Source organism: Lachnobacterium bovis DSM 14045 (genome assembly GCF_900107245.1).
GTDB classification, from domain to species: domain Bacteria; phylum Bacillota; class Clostridia; order Lachnospirales; family Lachnospiraceae; genus Roseburia; species Roseburia bovis.
The window spans coordinates 11,778-29,159 of the sequence record NZ_FNPG01000014.1; the positions used below are offsets into that span (position 1 = coordinate 11,778).

At 30.5% G+C, this 17,382-nt stretch carries 14 protein-coding genes and 1 pseudogene; 2 read left to right on the forward strand and 13 right to left on the reverse strand.

The window, feature by feature from the left end; genetic code table 11:
• The first annotated feature begins 4 nt into the window (after positions 1–4).
• Complete coding sequence (locus tag BLV79_RS06520) at positions 5–1,543, forward strand: L,D-transpeptidase family protein (RefSeq protein ID WP_143470225.1); 1,539 nt, start codon at positions 5–7, stop codon at positions 1,541–1,543.
• A gap of 112 nt (positions 1,544–1,655) precedes the next feature.
• On the opposite strand, the gene BLV79_RS06525 is transcribed toward BLV79_RS06520, so the two are convergent.
• Positions 1,656–2,633 (reverse strand): putative ABC transporter permease, encoded by a 978-nt coding sequence (locus BLV79_RS06525; protein WP_074717290.1) that lies wholly within the window; start codon positions 2,631–2,633, stop codon positions 1,656–1,658.
• Between the two features lie 424 nt (positions 2,634–3,057).
• On the opposite strand from BLV79_RS06525, the pseudogene BLV79_RS06530 reads away from it, so the two are divergent.
• Positions 3,058–3,420: pseudogene (locus tag BLV79_RS06530) on the forward strand (metal-dependent transcriptional regulator); the annotation flags it as partial.
• 195 nt (positions 3,421–3,615) lie between these two features.
• On the opposite strand, the gene BLV79_RS06535 reads toward BLV79_RS06530, so the two are convergent.
• The 12 genes from BLV79_RS06535 to BLV79_RS06590 all read right to left on the reverse strand — a co-directional run bounded on the left by BLV79_RS06535 (position 3,616) and on the right by BLV79_RS06590 (position 17,286).
• Positions 3,616–4,119 (reverse strand): CarD family transcriptional regulator, encoded by a 504-nt coding sequence (locus BLV79_RS06535; protein WP_074717294.1) that lies wholly within the window; start codon positions 4,117–4,119, stop codon positions 3,616–3,618.
• A 206-nt stretch (positions 4,120–4,325) separates the two neighbouring features.
• The gene (locus tag BLV79_RS06540; protein ID WP_074717296.1) at positions 4,326–5,768 is read right to left on the reverse strand and encodes a TrkH family potassium uptake protein; all 1,443 of its coding nucleotides are present in this window, start codon (positions 5,766–5,768) and stop codon (positions 4,326–4,328) included.
• A gap of 46 nt (positions 5,769–5,814) precedes the next feature.
• Positions 5,815–7,173 carry a Trk system potassium transporter TrkA gene (trkA, locus tag BLV79_RS06545; RefSeq protein ID WP_074717298.1) on the reverse strand — a complete coding sequence of 453 codons (1,359 nt, stop codon included), beginning with the start codon at positions 7,171–7,173 and terminating at the stop codon, positions 5,815–5,817.
• Between the two features lie 67 nt (positions 7,174–7,240).
• The gene (locus tag BLV79_RS06550) at positions 7,241–8,113 is read right to left on the reverse strand and encodes a Cof-type HAD-IIB family hydrolase (RefSeq protein ID WP_074717300.1); all 873 of its coding nucleotides are present in this window, start codon (positions 8,111–8,113) and stop codon (positions 7,241–7,243) included.
• Positions 8,114–8,340: 227 nt separating this feature from the next.
• Positions 8,341–9,777: a glycoside hydrolase family 1 protein gene (locus BLV79_RS06555; protein WP_074717302.1), complete on the reverse strand. Its 1,437-nt coding sequence runs from the start codon at positions 9,775–9,777 to the stop codon at positions 8,341–8,343.
• Positions 9,778–9,905: 128 nt separating this feature from the next.
• Positions 9,906–11,462, reverse strand: coding sequence for a glucose PTS transporter subunit IIA (locus tag BLV79_RS06560; RefSeq protein WP_074717304.1), 1,557 nt, complete (start codon positions 11,460–11,462; stop codon positions 9,906–9,908).
• On the reverse strand, positions 11,452–11,778 hold the full coding sequence (locus BLV79_RS06565; RefSeq protein WP_074717306.1) for a CAT RNA binding domain-containing protein: 327 nt from the start codon (positions 11,776–11,778) through the stop codon (positions 11,452–11,454). Before BLV79_RS06565 ends, BLV79_RS06560 begins: the two co-directional genes overlap by 11 nt.
• Before the next feature lie 276 nt (positions 11,779–12,054).
• Positions 12,055–13,512, reverse strand: coding sequence for a nicotinate phosphoribosyltransferase (locus BLV79_RS06570; RefSeq protein WP_074717308.1), 1,458 nt, complete (start codon positions 13,510–13,512; stop codon positions 12,055–12,057).
• Positions 13,513–13,533: 21 nt separating this feature from the next.
• On the reverse strand, positions 13,534–14,067 hold the full coding sequence (locus BLV79_RS06575; RefSeq protein ID WP_074717310.1) for a cysteine hydrolase family protein: 534 nt from the start codon (positions 14,065–14,067) through the stop codon (positions 13,534–13,536).
• The gene (locus BLV79_RS06580; RefSeq protein WP_074717312.1) at positions 14,060–14,893 is read right to left on the reverse strand and encodes an NUDIX domain-containing protein; all 834 of its coding nucleotides are present in this window, start codon (positions 14,891–14,893) and stop codon (positions 14,060–14,062) included. Before BLV79_RS06580 ends, BLV79_RS06575 begins: the two co-directional genes overlap by 8 nt.
• A gap of 274 nt (positions 14,894–15,167) precedes the next feature.
• A complete protein-coding gene (locus tag BLV79_RS06585; protein ID WP_074717315.1) occupies positions 15,168–16,283 on the reverse strand; it encodes a 5-methyltetrahydropteroyltriglutamate--homocysteine S-methyltransferase in 1,116 nt (371 codons plus the stop codon).
• 88 nt (positions 16,284–16,371) lie between these two features.
• On the reverse strand, positions 16,372–17,286 hold the full coding sequence (locus BLV79_RS06590; RefSeq protein WP_074717317.1) for a LysR family transcriptional regulator: 915 nt from the start codon (positions 17,284–17,286) through the stop codon (positions 16,372–16,374).
• Between the last annotated feature and the right edge of the window lie 96 nt (positions 17,287–17,382).

A 17,382-nucleotide genomic window follows, 5' to 3' on the forward strand; every position in this document is an offset into this window, starting at 1 on the left:
CATCATGCTAAAAGAAGAAAAACTAAATACTAAGGCTGGATCAGCGCATTCAGCCAAACAACAAACTAAAACCTCAATTAGAAAATATTTATTGTGGGGAATATTAGGAATTACACTTATAGCTTATATTGGTGTAAGTATCTACTTTATGAAACATTTTTATCCTAATTCTAAAATTGGAGATTTAGACATCAGTTTTAAAACTGCAGACTATGTCATTTCAAAAAAAACTGACTCTTCTAAATCTTATACAATTACAATAAAAGATAAAAATAAAGTTTCATATTCCATTAACGGAAGTGATATTGACTATTCTTACAAATCAAATGGTGAAGAAGAAAAATTTTTAAAAGAACAGAATTCTTTTCTTTGGCCATTAAATATTTTTAAGAAATCAAATTACACTTTAAAATCATCTGCATCATATAATGAAACTAAATTAGAAAATTGTGTGAAAAAATTAGCTATTTTCGATCAAAGTAAAATTGAAGAACCTGTTGATGCACATTTTGAACAAACCAAATCAGGTTTTACCATTATAAAAGCATCTGATGGAAATTATCCTATTTACAATAAAATTGAAAAAGAAATCAAGACTGCTCTTGATTCTCAAAATTCAACTGTTGTTTTAGGAAAGAATTGTTACAAACATCCTAAAATAACTAATGATGATCCATCTGTAAAAGATGTCATCAAAAAAGTTGATAAGTATTGTTCTTTAAAACTAACATACAAATTTGGTTCTGAAAATTATACTTTATCTGATTCAGATATAATCAGTATGCTTGACATCACGAAAAGTGGTGAAGTTTCATTAAACCGTAATAAAGTTGCTTCATTTACTTATGTTTTAGCTTCAAAATATAACACATTCGGTCGTGTTCGCGATTTTAAAACAACCGCTGGTGATGTAGTTAAAATCGGTGGTGGCGACTACGGATGGGTTATCAATAAGAATAAGGAAACTGAACAGCTTTATGATGCTTTAAAAAACGAAAAAGGATTCAATCGTGAACCTGAATATGAACAAACTGGATTATATCGTGATAAAGATGATATAGGAAAAACTTATATCGAGATTGATTATACTAATCAAAAATTATATTACTACAAAGATGGGGCTTTACAGTTACAAACTGATATTGTTTCTGGAAACATAAGCAAAAACAATGGTTCACCTGATGGTGTATTCAAAATTGTTTATAAACAGAGTCCTGCAACTTTAGTTGGTGAGAATTATCAATCGAATGTAACCTATTTTATGCCTTTTGCATATAACGTAGGAATTCATGATGCTACATGGCGTTCAAGTTTTGGCGGTAATATTTACAAAACAAATGGATCTCATGGTTGTGTCAACGTTCCACCAAGTGTTGCAGAAAAGCTTTATAAAATAGTTGAGAAGAAAACACCTGTTGTTGCATATTACAGAGAACCTGTTGTATTAACAGCAGAAAATGCTAAGATTTCAAATGCATTTTCATATGCTGCTCCAGGTCAAACATCAATGGCTCAAAAAGTAGCAGCTAAAAAAGCTAATTAATTAGGTTAATTAGGGCATAATAAAAACCATTATTTGACGACTTAACATTCAATATACTGTAAATGTTTTTTAAATGTTAAAGTGTATCGTCATTTAATGGTTTTTTTGATTTTTATTTTTTATTTTTTTCTCTTTTCAATTCTCTTTCAATAAGTTTTAATTGTTGAGCTGCTCTATGAGTTTTACTTGTATTAGTAAATTTTTTTACACTATGTAATACGTGCTTTTGTGATTTATTCAGGAATTTAGCAACGTTCTTCATTGCAATATTTGTATATTCTTCTCTCTTTGAGTTTTCTTCTTTCTTCATTTCTTCAAGATAATTTTCATCAGATGTATTTCTATGTAATTTTTCTGCAAAGCTTGCATACATATTTCCTGAAAAATCTTTCATTGTACTTGGTAATTCTTTAACTGTATGTGGCAACACTTTCATTGTACTTGAGATGACATCAGTTGTTTGAACGACTTTATTTTTAGTTCCTTTTATCGAACCCTTTATTGATCCCTCTATAGTAGCATATAACGCTTCCATTTGTAGATTGACATTTTCTTCTATGGTCTGTACATTTTGTGTCAATCCCGTTATCGCACTAATTGTAACAGCTGTATCAGCGCTAATAACACCAGCACCTATAATCGCCATTGCAGTCATCGATATTTCACCTATATTACTTGTAATTCTATCAACAAACGGAAAAATATAATGAATTACCAACAATCCACCGAATCCAAATCCAAATGTAGCCGGCAAACAAATTCTTCCATTAATATTTAATGGTATCTCACTATAATCCCACCACACTGCATGAAAAACTTTTTCTAACACCCATGAAGTAGTATATTCTAATATTGCACTACCTATACATGAATAAATAAAAATTTCAAGATTTGTCATATTTTTTAAATAAATACCTGAGAACAACAGACTACAAACTATTCCACCTATTCCATATATTGGACAAACTGGTCCAAAAAGAAAACCTCTGTTCTCCCATTTATGACTCTTTACGGTACAATATATACTTTCATATATCCATCCCATAAAACTAAAAATCAAAAACCAGACAAAAAATCTTGCTACTATCATAAGAATAATCTCCTACATTTTTTTTATAGAAACAATTATAGGTATTTTAAAATCAAGTGTCAACTCATTGCCAACGGATGCTTTCTTTATTTGTAATAAAAAAACACGGGGTATGACTTTTTGAATCATTCCCCGTGCATTTCCTTAAAAACATTTTGAACATTTCGAAATTTGACCATTAAATGTGCTTTTAACGATCAATAGTAGTGAAAGTATTTACAATAAATAGTTTACTGCTTACATTGTTAGTATATTCTAATATTTATTATATGTCAATAACTTTTTTTTAGTAGCTAAACATTTATTATTATGTTATAATATAACAAGAATAATTAATTATTATAAATAATACTATTCTTTGCTTGATATTTTTTATAAACATTTGGCAAACCATAGAATTAATAGATTATTTAGGAGGAAAAGTATGACTCATACAACACACAATGAATCATCTGAGGATTATCTAGAAACTATATTAATTTTAAGTCACAAATTACCTGTAGTACGTGCTGTAGACATTGCAAAGTATATGGGATTCAAAAAACCTAGTGTTAGCATCGCAATGAAAAACCTTCGACAAAAGAATTTAATTACTGTAAATGATTCCAGATTCATTTACTTAACTGACGAAGGCAAAAAAATTGCTAATATGATTCTTGAAAGACACACTTTAATAACTAAATCACTTATTGCTCTAGGCGTTTCTGTTGACACTGCAACTGAAGATGCATGTCGAATCGAACATGATTTAAGCGAAGAGACATTCTCTAAACTTAAAGAGTATATAAAAACAACACCTTTAGCAGATAAAATACTTTCTGATAATACAGTAGTTAATGGTGAAGATTTTCTTAATGCAAAAAAAATTGTATTAAATGGATCTTTGTTAGATAAAGAAGAACTTGAAGAAAAGCAATAATATTTTTAAAAAAGACTATAAAAGAAATTAATCTTTTATAGTCTTTTATATTCAAGCTAATTATTATTGTGCAATGCTCTCTAAATGGTCAGCTATGACAGTTTGCATTTCTTGCTTATCTCTTCCTAACGCAAAAGCCAACTCTGTATATAAATTGTTTTCTGCTTTTTTGAAATAACGCTCATCAATAGCTGTTATCTTCTTACCCTGAGCACTTCTCTTTTTGTTTCTCTCAGAAACATTTTTAATCATTGCAATCAATTTTTCTGGATTACAACTTTGAATAGCTTCTTTGTATTTCTGTTCTCTTTGCTTGTCACTTGTAATCTCAAGTTTTTCAACATCAGGTATCTTTTCAATAACCTTCCATGCCTGATCCTTGTCCATTACTTCACGAATCTTGTGATTTTCGTTATCTACTGGAATGTAAACTTTAGCTGTTTTTTCTTCAACCGGAATCAAGAGATAATACTTCTTATGAGGTGATGTCATATCCAAATTAACTACATCTTCTACTCTACAGATTCCATTATTAGCGCTTACTACAAATTCTCCAATTTCAAACATATTCTTCTTCCTTTCAAAATAATCTCCCCATCCTACAAATATAGAAAATCTACGAATGTTTGGACAAATCTGTGTTAATTGATACAACAAAAAACGTCCGACAGTTTATTACGAGATTATCTTCTTATATTATATCACATTTTATAATATTTGATAAGATTATTTACAAAACATTTTGAAATTGTACAAATTGTATGTCTTTTACATCAATTCCTGCGCCATGCCTTTGGCATAAATAATAATAGCATTGGATATATTTCTAATCTTCCTGCCAACATGTCAAGCATTAGTACAATTTTTGACAATACAGAAAATTGTGCAAAATTGCCTGTTGGTCCAACAACATTAAGTCCTGGTCCTATATTATTAAATGTTGCTGCTACAGACGTAAAATTGGTAACAGCGTCAAAATTGTCTAAACTAATTATTAAAAGCGAAACTATAAATATCAAAACATAGGTAACAAAAAAAGCATGTACATCCCTTACTTGGTCTTTTTCAACAACTTTTTTATCCATTTTTATAGTTTTTACACAGCGTGGATGCATAAAATAATTCAATTCCGTTTTGGCTGATTTAATGAGGATCAATATTCTAGAAACCTTCATTCCTCCACCTGTACTTCCCGCGCAAGCACCTATAAACATTATCAAAACAAGAATTGCACGTGATAATTGAGGCCACGTATTAAAATCTTTTGTTGCAAATCCAGTTGTAGTTATAATTGACCCGACCTGAAATGCTGTATGTCTAATGGTATATGTAATATTTTTTACATTATTGCAAACATTTATTGTTATTAACGCTATTGCCAAAAAAATAATTAAAAAATAAACTTTAACCTCTTCTATCTTAAATGCCAATTTTTTTTCTTTTGTTTTTAGCAGAATATAGTACACATTAAAATTTACTCCAAATAATATCATAAATATCGTTACAATTACTTGAATTGCTGCATTATAACTAGCCATACTATCCGCTTTTATACCAAATCCACCTGTTCCTGCTGTTCCTACAGCCGTACAAATCGAATCATAAACTGGCATACCTGCAATTATCAAACAAAAAAATTGTAAAACTGTCATAGTAAAATATATTTTGTATAATATTTTGGCAGTATCTTTAACTTTTGGAACTATTTTACTGACCGAAGGTCCTGGACTTTCTGCTCTCATTATGTGCATATTGTAACCACTATTTAAAGGAGTTATTGCAAGTATAAAAACCAACACGCCCATTCCACCTATCCAGTGTGTAAAACATCTCCAAAAATTAGTTGAATTCGAAAACAATTCAACATTTTCAGAAATACTTGCACCTGTCGTAGTAAAACCTGATACCGTTTCAAACAATGCGTCTATATATTTTTCTATATCTCCACACAAAAACATTGGCAATGCTCCAAAAATACTTAAAACAACCCAACTAAGAGCAACTATTACAAAGCCTTCTTTTGAATAAAACTCTTTATGTTTTGGTTTCTTTATAATTGATATTGTTCCCAAAATCAAACACACCACTGCTACAAGAAAAAAAGAATAGCCTTCTTTCTCATGATATATTAATGCAACCAGACATGGAAACAATAACAAGATGCCTTCTAAATCTACAACCATACCTAAGACATACCTTATAATTCCAAAATTCATTTTTTCCTCCAACTGCTCTTTATTGTTTTTTTATTTACAGTCTATTTTATAACAAAATATCCTTTATATCATTTAGATTCTTTTGCGTTGTAACAACAACTACTGTGTCGCCAACATTAATTAGTGTTTGACCATTTGGTGTAATAATTTTTCCTTTATGATTAACACTTGCAATTATAAGATTATCTTTTAAACGAAGCTTTTCAAGCGGAATACCAATTACCGGTGCGCCCTCACAAATATGAAATTCCAAGGCTTCTGCCTTATTTTCGATTATTCTATATAGTGTTTCAACATTACTTCCTATCGTATTTTGTTTGGCTCTTACATATCTCAAAATGTACTCAGCTGTTAAAAGTTTTGGCGAAATAACGCTTCCCAAATTAAAATCATTTACAATATCGTTATCTTCAACTCTATTTATTTTTGTTACTACTTTCGCTTTAGATTTCTTTTTGGCATAAAGAGATAAAAAGATATTTGCTTCATCAATTCCAGTTAGCGCGACAAAACTTTCTGCACTTCCTTCTAAGCCCTCTTCTCTCAATACTTCTTTATCCGTTGCATCAGCATTAATTATTACTGCTTCGGGTAAAAGCTCACTCAATTCTTCACACCTTTCACGATTCCTTTCAAAAATTTTTACTTTTATCCCCATAGAGAGTAGATTTTTTGAAAGATAGTATGCAATTTTACCCCCTCCAACTAAAAATGCATTTTTTACAGAATGTGTTTTGATTCCCAGTTTTTTAAAGAAATTCTTTGCATCCTTAGGTGAACCGACGATTGTAACAATATCATTTTCCATAAATACAAATTGTCCATTTGGTATAAATACATCTTCACCTCGCTCAATTGCACAGATTAATACATTTGATGATAATTTACTTGCAAACTCTTCAAGTGAGTTTCCAAGCATAATAGATTTTGAATCAACTGTAAATTTCAATAATTCTACTTTCCCTTTTGCAAAAGTTTCTATCTTATTGGCAGATGGAAAACGTAAAATTCTAGCAATTTCAGTTGCAGCTGCCTCTTCCGGATTTATTGTCATTGTTAATCCTAATTCTTCCTTTATATAACTAATATCATTGTTATACATTGGATTACGCACACGCGCAATAGTGCTACAATTACCGGCTTTTTTAGCTATAAGGCAACACAACAGGTTGAGTTCATCTGATTGAGTAACTGCAATTAACAAATCCGTATTTTCTATATTTGCCTCTTTCAATACTAAATGATTTGTTCCATTACCTACGACTCCCATAGCATCGAAACTACTAGTCACATCAGATACAACCTGTTTTTTTAAATCAATAACCGTAACATCATTATTTTCATCGCAGAGTTCCTCTACTATTTTTCTACCAACTTTGCCGCAGCCAATTACAATAATTTTCATCCGTTCCTCCATTATTCATTGTACAAATAATTATTCTACGAAAATTCAAATTTATATTAATTCAAATTTATATTAATTCAAAATTTTTTAATGCGTTATATACTCCGTTATGCTCAACATCATCTGTTACATAGTCTGAAACACTTTTTGCTTCTTCTACTGCATTACCCATTGCAATTCCACAATTAACAAATTCAAGCATTTCGATATCATTTGGCCCGTCTCCAAACGCCAACGTATCTTCTTTTTTCATTCCAAGATATTGAATAATTTTTTCTATTCCTTTGCCTTTATTTTCTTTTATCAAAGTAATTTCACCTGAAAAATTATCTGGTTTTTTAAAACTACTAGGTGTAACTTTTAATTCCATTCCTTCAAAAGCTTTTCTTGTATCATCGACAGAGAAGCACGAATCACAATATATCATACTTTCTGTATCTGGATATTTTATATAATATTTATCGACCTCATTATCAATCTTTATTCCACCTACTACCTCTTCGATGCAATTAAAATTATCCTCTTCTTTTTTTATTATTCCTAAATCATTTTTTAAACGTCTTGCAAATACCCTTTTAAAATCATATCCACTTTTTTCAGATAAAAAACAGCCTCCTTTTGTTTGAATAATAAAAGATATATTGTTTTGTGTCATAAAATTAATTAAAAATTTAGTTTTATCTTCACCAAATACGCTATGATATACTTCTTTTCCATCAAACTCAACATATGCTCCTGCTGCTGCAACAATACCATCAAAACCAATATCTAAAATTTGTTTATTAATCTGAGCTCTACTCCTTCCCGTGCAGATAAACGCCAAATGCCCATTTTCTCTAAGTTTTTTTATACCATCTTTGGTACTTTGTAGAATATTACCTGTAAAATCAGACAATGTCCCATCAATATCAAAAAAAATTATTTTTTTACTCTTAACCATAAATATTTCCTCTCATCTCTTTTATATGAATCTTCATATACAAAAAATATTTGCATGCCAAAGAACACTTTATCGCTATAAACCAAAATTATACACTGATTATTTTTTAAAATCAACTTTATATCAAATTCTATTTAACGCAATAAAAGGCTAAGGATGTCACACAATCCCCAGCCCTTTAAAATTTATAATTTTATAGTATTTTTTCAAGTATAGAATACTTCCTACTATAGGATACTACCGTTTGATTCAATTACTTTTTTATACCACTCAAATGAATCTTTTTTTCGTCTAGATAAATCGCCTGTTCCATCATCATATTTATCGACATAAATGAATCCATATCTTTTAGCCATTTCTCCTGTTGATGCACTTATTAAATCAATACATCCCCATGGAGTATAGCCCATTAAATCCACTCCATCTTTTACAGCTTCAATCATTTGCTCTATGTGACTTCTTAAATAATCAATTCTATATGCATCATGAATTGAACCATCCTCTTCTAATTTATCTTTTGCACCAAGTCCATTTTCTACAATCATCACTGGAATCTGATACCTGTCATATATTTCATTTAACGTGTATCTTAATCCCTTCGGATCAATTTGCCAGCCCCATTCAGATTCTTTTAAATATGGATTCTTATAACCTAACCCAATATTTCCACCTGTTTTTTTTACATCGTTCACCTCTCCTATACAATTACTCATGTAATAACTGAATGTGTAAAAATCAACTGTTCCCTCTTTTAAAATTTTATCATCATCTGCTTCTTTTTTTATAATGATATTATTTTCTTCAAAGTATCTGTCTGCATATGCTGGATAATATCCTCTAACCTGAACGTCTGAACAAAAATAGTTTTTCATTTGCATCTCTTTTTGAGCCATCAAAATATCAGTTGGATTACAAGTATATGGATACATTGTTATAAAGCAAATCATATTACCTATTTTAACTTCTGGAAAATGTTCATGTGCATATTTTACAGTTTTTGCAGAGGCAACAAATTGATGATGTAATGCTTGAAAACGAATTTGAGGATTATCTTTTATTTCAGAAATTGGACCTGAATACCCTTTTATTGTTCCCAGTGACAATACATTTCCCATAGGCATTGTTCCTGCATTAATTTCATTAAATGTAAGAAAATATTTTACTTTTCCTGCTAATCTATCAAGCACAGCTTTTGAAAATCTTTCGAAGCATTCTATACATTCTCTTCCATACCATCCATTATATTTTTCAACTAATGCATATGGCATTTCATAATGAGAAATTGTAATTAATGGTTCAATATTATATTTTTTACATTCATCTACTACATTTTCATAAAATTTTAGACCTGCATCATTTGGTTTTTCTTCCATTCCTGTTGGAAAAATTCTTGTCCATGCAATTGAAAATCTAAACACTTTAAATCCCATTTCTGCAAACAATTTAATATCCTCTTTATAATGGTGATAAAAATCTATTGCATCATGACTTGGATAAAAAGTATCCTTTTCGATTTTAGTTGTTATTTTTTTTGAAATTTTGTTAGTTCCATTTGTACACATATCAGATACTGATGGACCTTTTCCATCAACATCCCATGCTCCTTCAAACTGGTTGGCTGCTGTTGCGCCACCCCATAAAAAATTTTCTCTTAATGCTCTCATTTCTTTCTCCCTTCTAGTCCTTATTCTGTTATGCTAGCTATACTGCATGCGACTTAAACTAAGGTAACTTTCCATAAGCTGTCACATGCAGCAATTGAATATAAAACAATATTATTTATTACATATAATTATACTAAGTATAGAATATCATCATTCATAGCTATATTATCAGCATCAGTATAGACAACATCACTGTAATCGAACGAATTTGTCACAATAATTGGTGTTGTGGCCTCTAAGCCTGCTGCCCTTATTTTATTAATGTCAAACTCTAAAAGTAATTGTCCTTTTGTTACTTTTTGCCCCTGTTTTACAAAAGGTTTAAATCCTTCACCATTTAACTTAACAGTATCCATTCCCACATGAATCAATATTTCTGCTCCATTATCTGTTTTTAAGCCTAACGCATGCCCTGTTGGAAAAAAAGCTGTTATTTCTCCATCACAAGGTGCGACTAATTTGCCTTCTTCTGGTTCAATTGCTACTCCTTTTCCTAATGCTTCTGTTGCAAATGCCTGATCTTTTAATTCAGATAATAGTTTTCTGTGTCCTGTAACTGGTGCTACAATTGTTTCTTGTGCTGGAGCTGTTTCATGTGTTGCAAAAGTTTGTGCTGTTAAAACTGGATTAGATTTTGCTCCTTCATTTTCCGATTTTGTAATCTTTCTCTTTTTTTCACCATCCGAATATGTTAAAAATGTCATTACAAAACCTAATACAGATGCTACTAATGTTGCAACTAATACCCAAACTAAGCTTGATACATCTCCTGTTTTAGGATTAATATAACTTGGTAATCCAAATAAGCCAAGGCCTCCCATTGTATAAGATTTAACACCCATAAAACCAATAATTCCACCACCAATTCCACCTGCAATACATGATACTACAAATGGTTTTTTCTTTGGTAAGGTTACACCATAAATACATGGCTCTGTTACGCCAAATAAACCTGACACAAATGCTGGAATCGAGATATTTTTTAGTTTTTTATCTTTTGTTTTTAAGATAATTGCTAATACTACAAATGTCTGCGCAAATGATACGCAAAAATAAGGTGACAATACGTAATCATATCCTAAGGTACCATAATTAATCATTCCAAGTGGAACTAATCCCCAATGAACACCAAACATAACAAATACTTGCCATAAAGTACCAATTAAAACGCCTGCAATCAAACCACCTACAACTGGTAATCCGTAGAGTGTTTTAAAGATTATTGTTAATGCATTACAAATTACTGTTGAAACAGGTCCTACAACTAGGAATGTGAAAGGAACCATTATTCCTAAAACAATTAATGGTACAAAAAATGTTTTAACAACGTCTGGTATAATTTTTTTAAGTTTTCTTTCTAAAGGAGCAGCCAATGCTACTGCCAAAATTATTGGGATAACTGTAGATGTATATCCACTTGATGGCATAATAATTGGAATTCCGAAGAAACTTTCTGAGAATCCCATTTCAAAAGGCGATCCTTTAAATACGTGTCCTAATGCTTTGGCATCTTTCATTGCAACAATCGATGGATACGTTAATGCAATACCTAGTGACATACCTATAAATTCGTTTAATTTGAATTTTTTAGCAGCTGTATAACCTAGTACTATTGGTAAAAAATAAAAGAATCCATCACCAATTGAATACCATAATTTATAAGTTCCACATGTGCTAACATCCATTCCTGCAATCTGTAATGCTAAAAACTGCCAAAGTCAAATAAATATTTTTTGATAATTTCTTGCCAAGCACACTTCCTGCCTCTGCAACAACTTCATCTGTCAAAACCAAATATTCATATGGTATATTTGACACTAATTCGGCAAGTTTATCCTGCAACTCATTAGATAAATGAAAAACTTTTTCAATTTTGCTTTTTTCAATTTTATCTTTTGCTTTTTTTTGAAAACCAACACCTTTTTCCATGACGATGACTTCAATTCCTTTTTCATCATGAGAACTTACTACGTTATTATTAATCACTTTTGTTATTATCATATAGGGCCCCTCAATCATATTGATAAAACAAATTATAACAAAAACTTTTCGAGTACTACCTTTCCGGTTATAGAAACCAAAAAAGACCATATTGCCTCAATAATCAATCTAATCTATTGCTATAGATTACTATTGATTATTAAATCTGCAATACAGTCTTGCCGGTTGTTATGCAAGTGGTTCGTTAATAAAAGTAAAATTTTTACATTTTTTTACCCAAAATGTATTTTCTAAATCTTTGGTAAAATACATTTTAAATTTCGTTTAGATGTTCTTTTATTTATCCAACATATTCATTTTCATTTCATAATATGATTTTGTCATATCTAAATAATGTTTATGTGGATTTTCAAAACGTTGTTCTTCTTCCCAGATTTCAGTTTCAAGCTGTTTTTTTACAAAAGCGGCGATGTCTGTTACCTTTTCAGGTTCTATAACACGTTTACCCTCTTTAATAACAAGTCTCTGAAGTTTCTTTGCTGTACAGTTTACAAATTCTCTCTTCTTCCATGGTTTCTCTGGATCGATAAATCTATAAACATTTTCCATGTTAACTTCTTCATCCTTATGTGCCAATAAATCAGCAATTGCCTGACCATCCTCATTATATATACGATAGACTTCTTTTAAGCCAGGGTTTGTTATTTTTTCTATAGCTTCAGAAATCTTAATTCTAGGTTCCATTTTTCCTTCATTTTCTACTGCACATAGTTTATAAACTGCACCAAATACTGGTTCCGATTTTGATGTAATCATTCTTTCGCCTACACCAAATGAATCAACCTGACCACCTTGGCTCAAAATAGAAGTAATTGTATATTCATCTAAACTATTTGAAATAACAATTTTAGCATCTTTGTAACCTGCTTTATCTAACATTTTTCTTGCTACTTTTGTAAGATATGCAAGGTCACCGCTATCTATACGAATTCCAAAATTCTTTGACTGAATGTTATTGGCTTTCATTTCGTCAAAAATTTTAATTGCATTTGGAATACCTGATTTTACTACATCATATGTATCAACTAAAAGAATACAGTTATCTGGATATATTTCTGCAAATTTTCTAAAGGCTGTAAGCTCATCTTCATAATACATTACCCAGCTATGTGCCATCGTTCCACCAATTGGAATATCAAAATACTGACCGGCAGACACTGTAGCTGTTCCATTTGCACCTCCAATAAATGCAGCTCTTGCACCATATATTGCTGCATCATTATTATGTGCACGTCTTGCACCAAAATCTGAAACCGGACGACCATTTGCAGCTTTTACGATTCTTCTTGCCTTTGTTGCAATCAAGCTTTGATGATTAATCTGCGCTAGTATTTCTGTTTCAACTATTTGAGCCTGTATTAAATCTGCAACAACAGTGATAATTGGCTCATTAGGATACATAATTGTTCCTTCTCTAAAAGCATATACATCTCCTGTAAACTTAAAGTTTCTTAGATATTCCAAGAAATCTTCTGTAAAAAGATGTAAACTTCTTAAATATTCTATATCATCATCACTAAAATGAAGTCCTTCTATATACTCTACGATTTGCTCTAATCCAGCAAAAACTGAAAATCCACCTTGATCAGGATTTCTTCTAAAAAACACATCAAATGCAACTTTCTTTTGTGCATTTTCTTGTTTAAAATATCCATTAGCCATAGTTAGCTCGTATAAATCCATCATCATTCCAATATTTCTTTTACAATATATGTTATTCTTCTTGATATCCATTTTTTCTCCTTAAGCATTTTGCTAATAATTTTTTATTTTAATTTGACAACTTGACATTGTCTCTATTGCAGCTTTGTGTTTTTCTACTGTTACACCTGCACAACATGATGCATCAACTGATATTAATGTTTCTGGTAAATTTGCCTTTATAATTAAAGCATTTGATACAACACATATATCTGTACACAATCCAACGAGTTCTATTTCTTCTGGATTCTTAGCCAAAAGGATTTCTCCTAATTCTACCGATCCAAATGTTGGTTTCTTTATGTATGTTATTTTGTTAGTTTTTTCTTTTTGTTCTAAAGCATCTTTAACTTTAGGATTTAGCTCCCACCCTTTTGTACCTTCTATACAGTGCTTAACAGGTAAGTTTTTGCCTTCTGCGGTTTCTAAATAATTAACCTGATGTGTATCATAAGTCGCTATTATCTCACCATCAAAACGATTAATTTTATCAACTACATTTTCTACTATTTGGCATGCCTCATTCGTTCCTAACGAACCATCAATGAAATCATTTTGCATATCTACAACAACTAACACTTTACTCATCAAAAATCAAACTCCTTTCTCTAGCCCAATTATATGTTGTGGCTGGTCTACCTCTTTCAATTCTTTTTGAATTATTTTGAACAATAAATCCTTTTTGTTCGTATTCTCTTTTGATAAATCTTCTAAAATTGCCTATATCTGCTTTCTGCGAATTTATCGCATCATAGATATATCTAAGTTCAGTCAATGTAAAATCATCCAAATCATTCAAAAATGAAAATGCTATGTTTGAATATTTGATTTTCCCACGCATTCTCTTGATTGCCATTTTTATAATCTCATAATGATCAAATGCCAAATCTTTTTCCCGCAAAACAAAATCCTCTTCTTTTTCATCTAATTCTTTTTGAAAATCTGTTGTACATTTTGCATTTATCTTATCTTTTTTCTTTAAGACTAGTTCAAATTCATTATTAGCTTGTGCCTTGACTAAGAATAATCTTGCATTCTTCGCATCATCACCTGATTTAAACTGCAACTTTTCAAAAGGAACCATCACAATATATGCAATAGAAATAACTCTCATTCTAGGATCTCTATCCACCTTTGAAAATGTATATAGTTGCTCTAAACACACATCTTTTACGCTTGTCTCTTCATATAACTCACGTATTGCTGCTTCTTTAGCAGTTTCGTCCATTGATACAAATCCTCCCGGAATTGCCCAACAATCCTTGTACGGATGTGACTTTCTCTGAATCATAAGCAAATATAATTCATCTTTAATCGTTGTAAAAACAAGAATATCTGCTGTAACAGATGGTCTCTCATACTTATTAGGATTATATGCTTTTAAAAACTCTTTTTCTGTTTGTTGTTTACTCATAATATCTACCTTCTTTTTATTAGTCACTTTGACTGTAATTATAATACTATGGATATGTTTCAAAGTCAACCCCCTTTTTAGTTTTTTTGACTATAAAAAAGACATCATACAAATACAAGGCTTATTGCCTGAATTCGCACAATGTCTTTTTAAAAAAATATTTGTATTTATTTGAATTATATTCCCCTATGTTTAAATTATATAATGCAAAACCATTTTTATTAATAAAAGTTTATTTAATAAATGAAACACCATTTTATAAGTTATATTTCATTTATGCCCACACTTCGTCTGCAATTTCTTTTACCAGCTTTAATTTAGCCCATTGCTCTTCCTCATTTAACTTATTACCTATCTCACATGATGCAAAACCACATTGTGGACTCAAAGATAGTCTATCCAAATCTATATATTCTGCTGCTTTATAAATTCTCTCTTTAATGAATTCCTTATCCTCTAACTCCGGTTTTTTTGTTGTTATTAATCCTAAAACAACATTTTTATCTTCTGAAACTTTTGCTAATGGCTCGAACCCACCTGATCTTTCATCATCATATTCTAGATATAATCCATCTACATTTTCTTTTGCAAAAACATAATCTGCTACTGATTCATATCCGCCACTTGTAAAGAAAGTTGAATGATAATTACCTCGACAAATATGAGTATTAATTATCATATCTTCTGGTCTGTTTTCTAAAGCAAGATTATTTACCTTAAGTAACTGTTCTTTTACTTCTTCGATATCTATTCCTAATGACTGATATCTTTGTTTTGCAGCATCACCAACGATTGCTCCCCATGTACAGTCATCTAATTGCAATATTTTGCATCCTGCATCATAAAACTGTCTGATTACATCCTGATATGCTATAGCAATATCATTTATTAATTCTTCATTGTCTCTATAGTATTTTTTTGTAATCTCATAATACTGTGGAACTATCATTTGCTGATACATTTGTGCTGGCGCCGGAATTGTGTATTTTGCAATTGTATTTTCATCTTCATATTTTTTTAAAAATTTATAATATTCAACAAATGGATGTGCTTTTGCTCTGATTTTTCCATTTAAAAATGTGTCATCTAAAGCTGCAACCTCACCATTAAACTGTACACCTTTTCCACCTTTTCGATGCTCTACTCCTTCAAATCCCCACATAAAATCTAAATGCCAATAGCTACGTCTAAATTCACCATCTGTAATGATATTAAATCCTAATTCCTTTTGTTTTTTCACTAATTTGATTATTTCATACTCTACAATACGATCATAATCTTCCCTTGTTATTCTTCCCTCATTTAATTCTTTTTTCGCATCCTTTAATGCCTGTGGTCTTAAAAAACTTCCCACAAAATCATACTTCACTTTTGTTAAAACACTATTCATAAAATCCTCCTAAAATTTAATAATTATTTTATGAATCATATTCTAACACATAAATTATTTTTATTATAATATATTTTTTTTACATTTATCATAGTTTTAAACTATCGTCAAGTATCTCATTCAATCTCAACAAATAATAAGTTGCAAAACGGCTCAAAATAGAATTTGGACGTTTTATTATCCCTATTCTCATAACACAATCCATGGATAATTTCTTAGAAATTATTCTTGATGAATTAAGATTTGAATCAATTATTCCAGAACTTGCCGTGAAACCATCTAAGCCTATTACTAGATTAAACAAAGTTGCTCTATCTCTCACTTGTATAGTTTTTGGCATACTTAAAACGCTTAAAAATTCTTCTGCAAAATAAAATGAATTTTTATCACCCTGTTCAAAAACCAAATATGGATATTTTTTTAACTGTTCTATTTTTATTTCTTTCTCTTTTGCCAAAGGATGTGTATCAGAAATAAATACATGTGGGCTTGCTACAAATAATTCCTCAAAAATCAAATCCTTTTTTTTGATCAATTTACTTAAAACGTCTTCATTATATTGTGACAAATAAAGTATTCCTAGTTCACTTTTTCCCCTTGCCACATCATCTATTATTTCTGCTGTTTGGGTTTCTCTTAGAATAAAACTGTAACTATCTGCATCATACCTTTTTACTGTATCCACAAATGCATTTACCGCAAAAGAATAATGTTGGCACGAAACACTAAATTTTGGTAAACTTTTTTCTTGTTTTTTAAAGTGATCCTGCATAATTTCAGCTTGTTCTAGCAACATTCGCGCAAATGATAGTAATTCTTCTCCATCTCTTGTAACCACTACACCTTTAGAACTTCTTTCAAAAGCAACTAAACCCATTTCTTTTTCAAGATTATGTATTGCCACACTTAAACTTGGTTGGCTAACAAACAACTTTTCAGCTGCTTCTGTAATATTTCCACATTCAGCCACTGTAACTAAATATCTTAACTGTTGTAATGTCATGTATTTTCCTACCTCTGTTTTTAAAAAGGACCTCGAAATTATATATGCTTTCTCAAAAGAATCTATATAAAATGAGGTCCTCTCTTTGATTATATT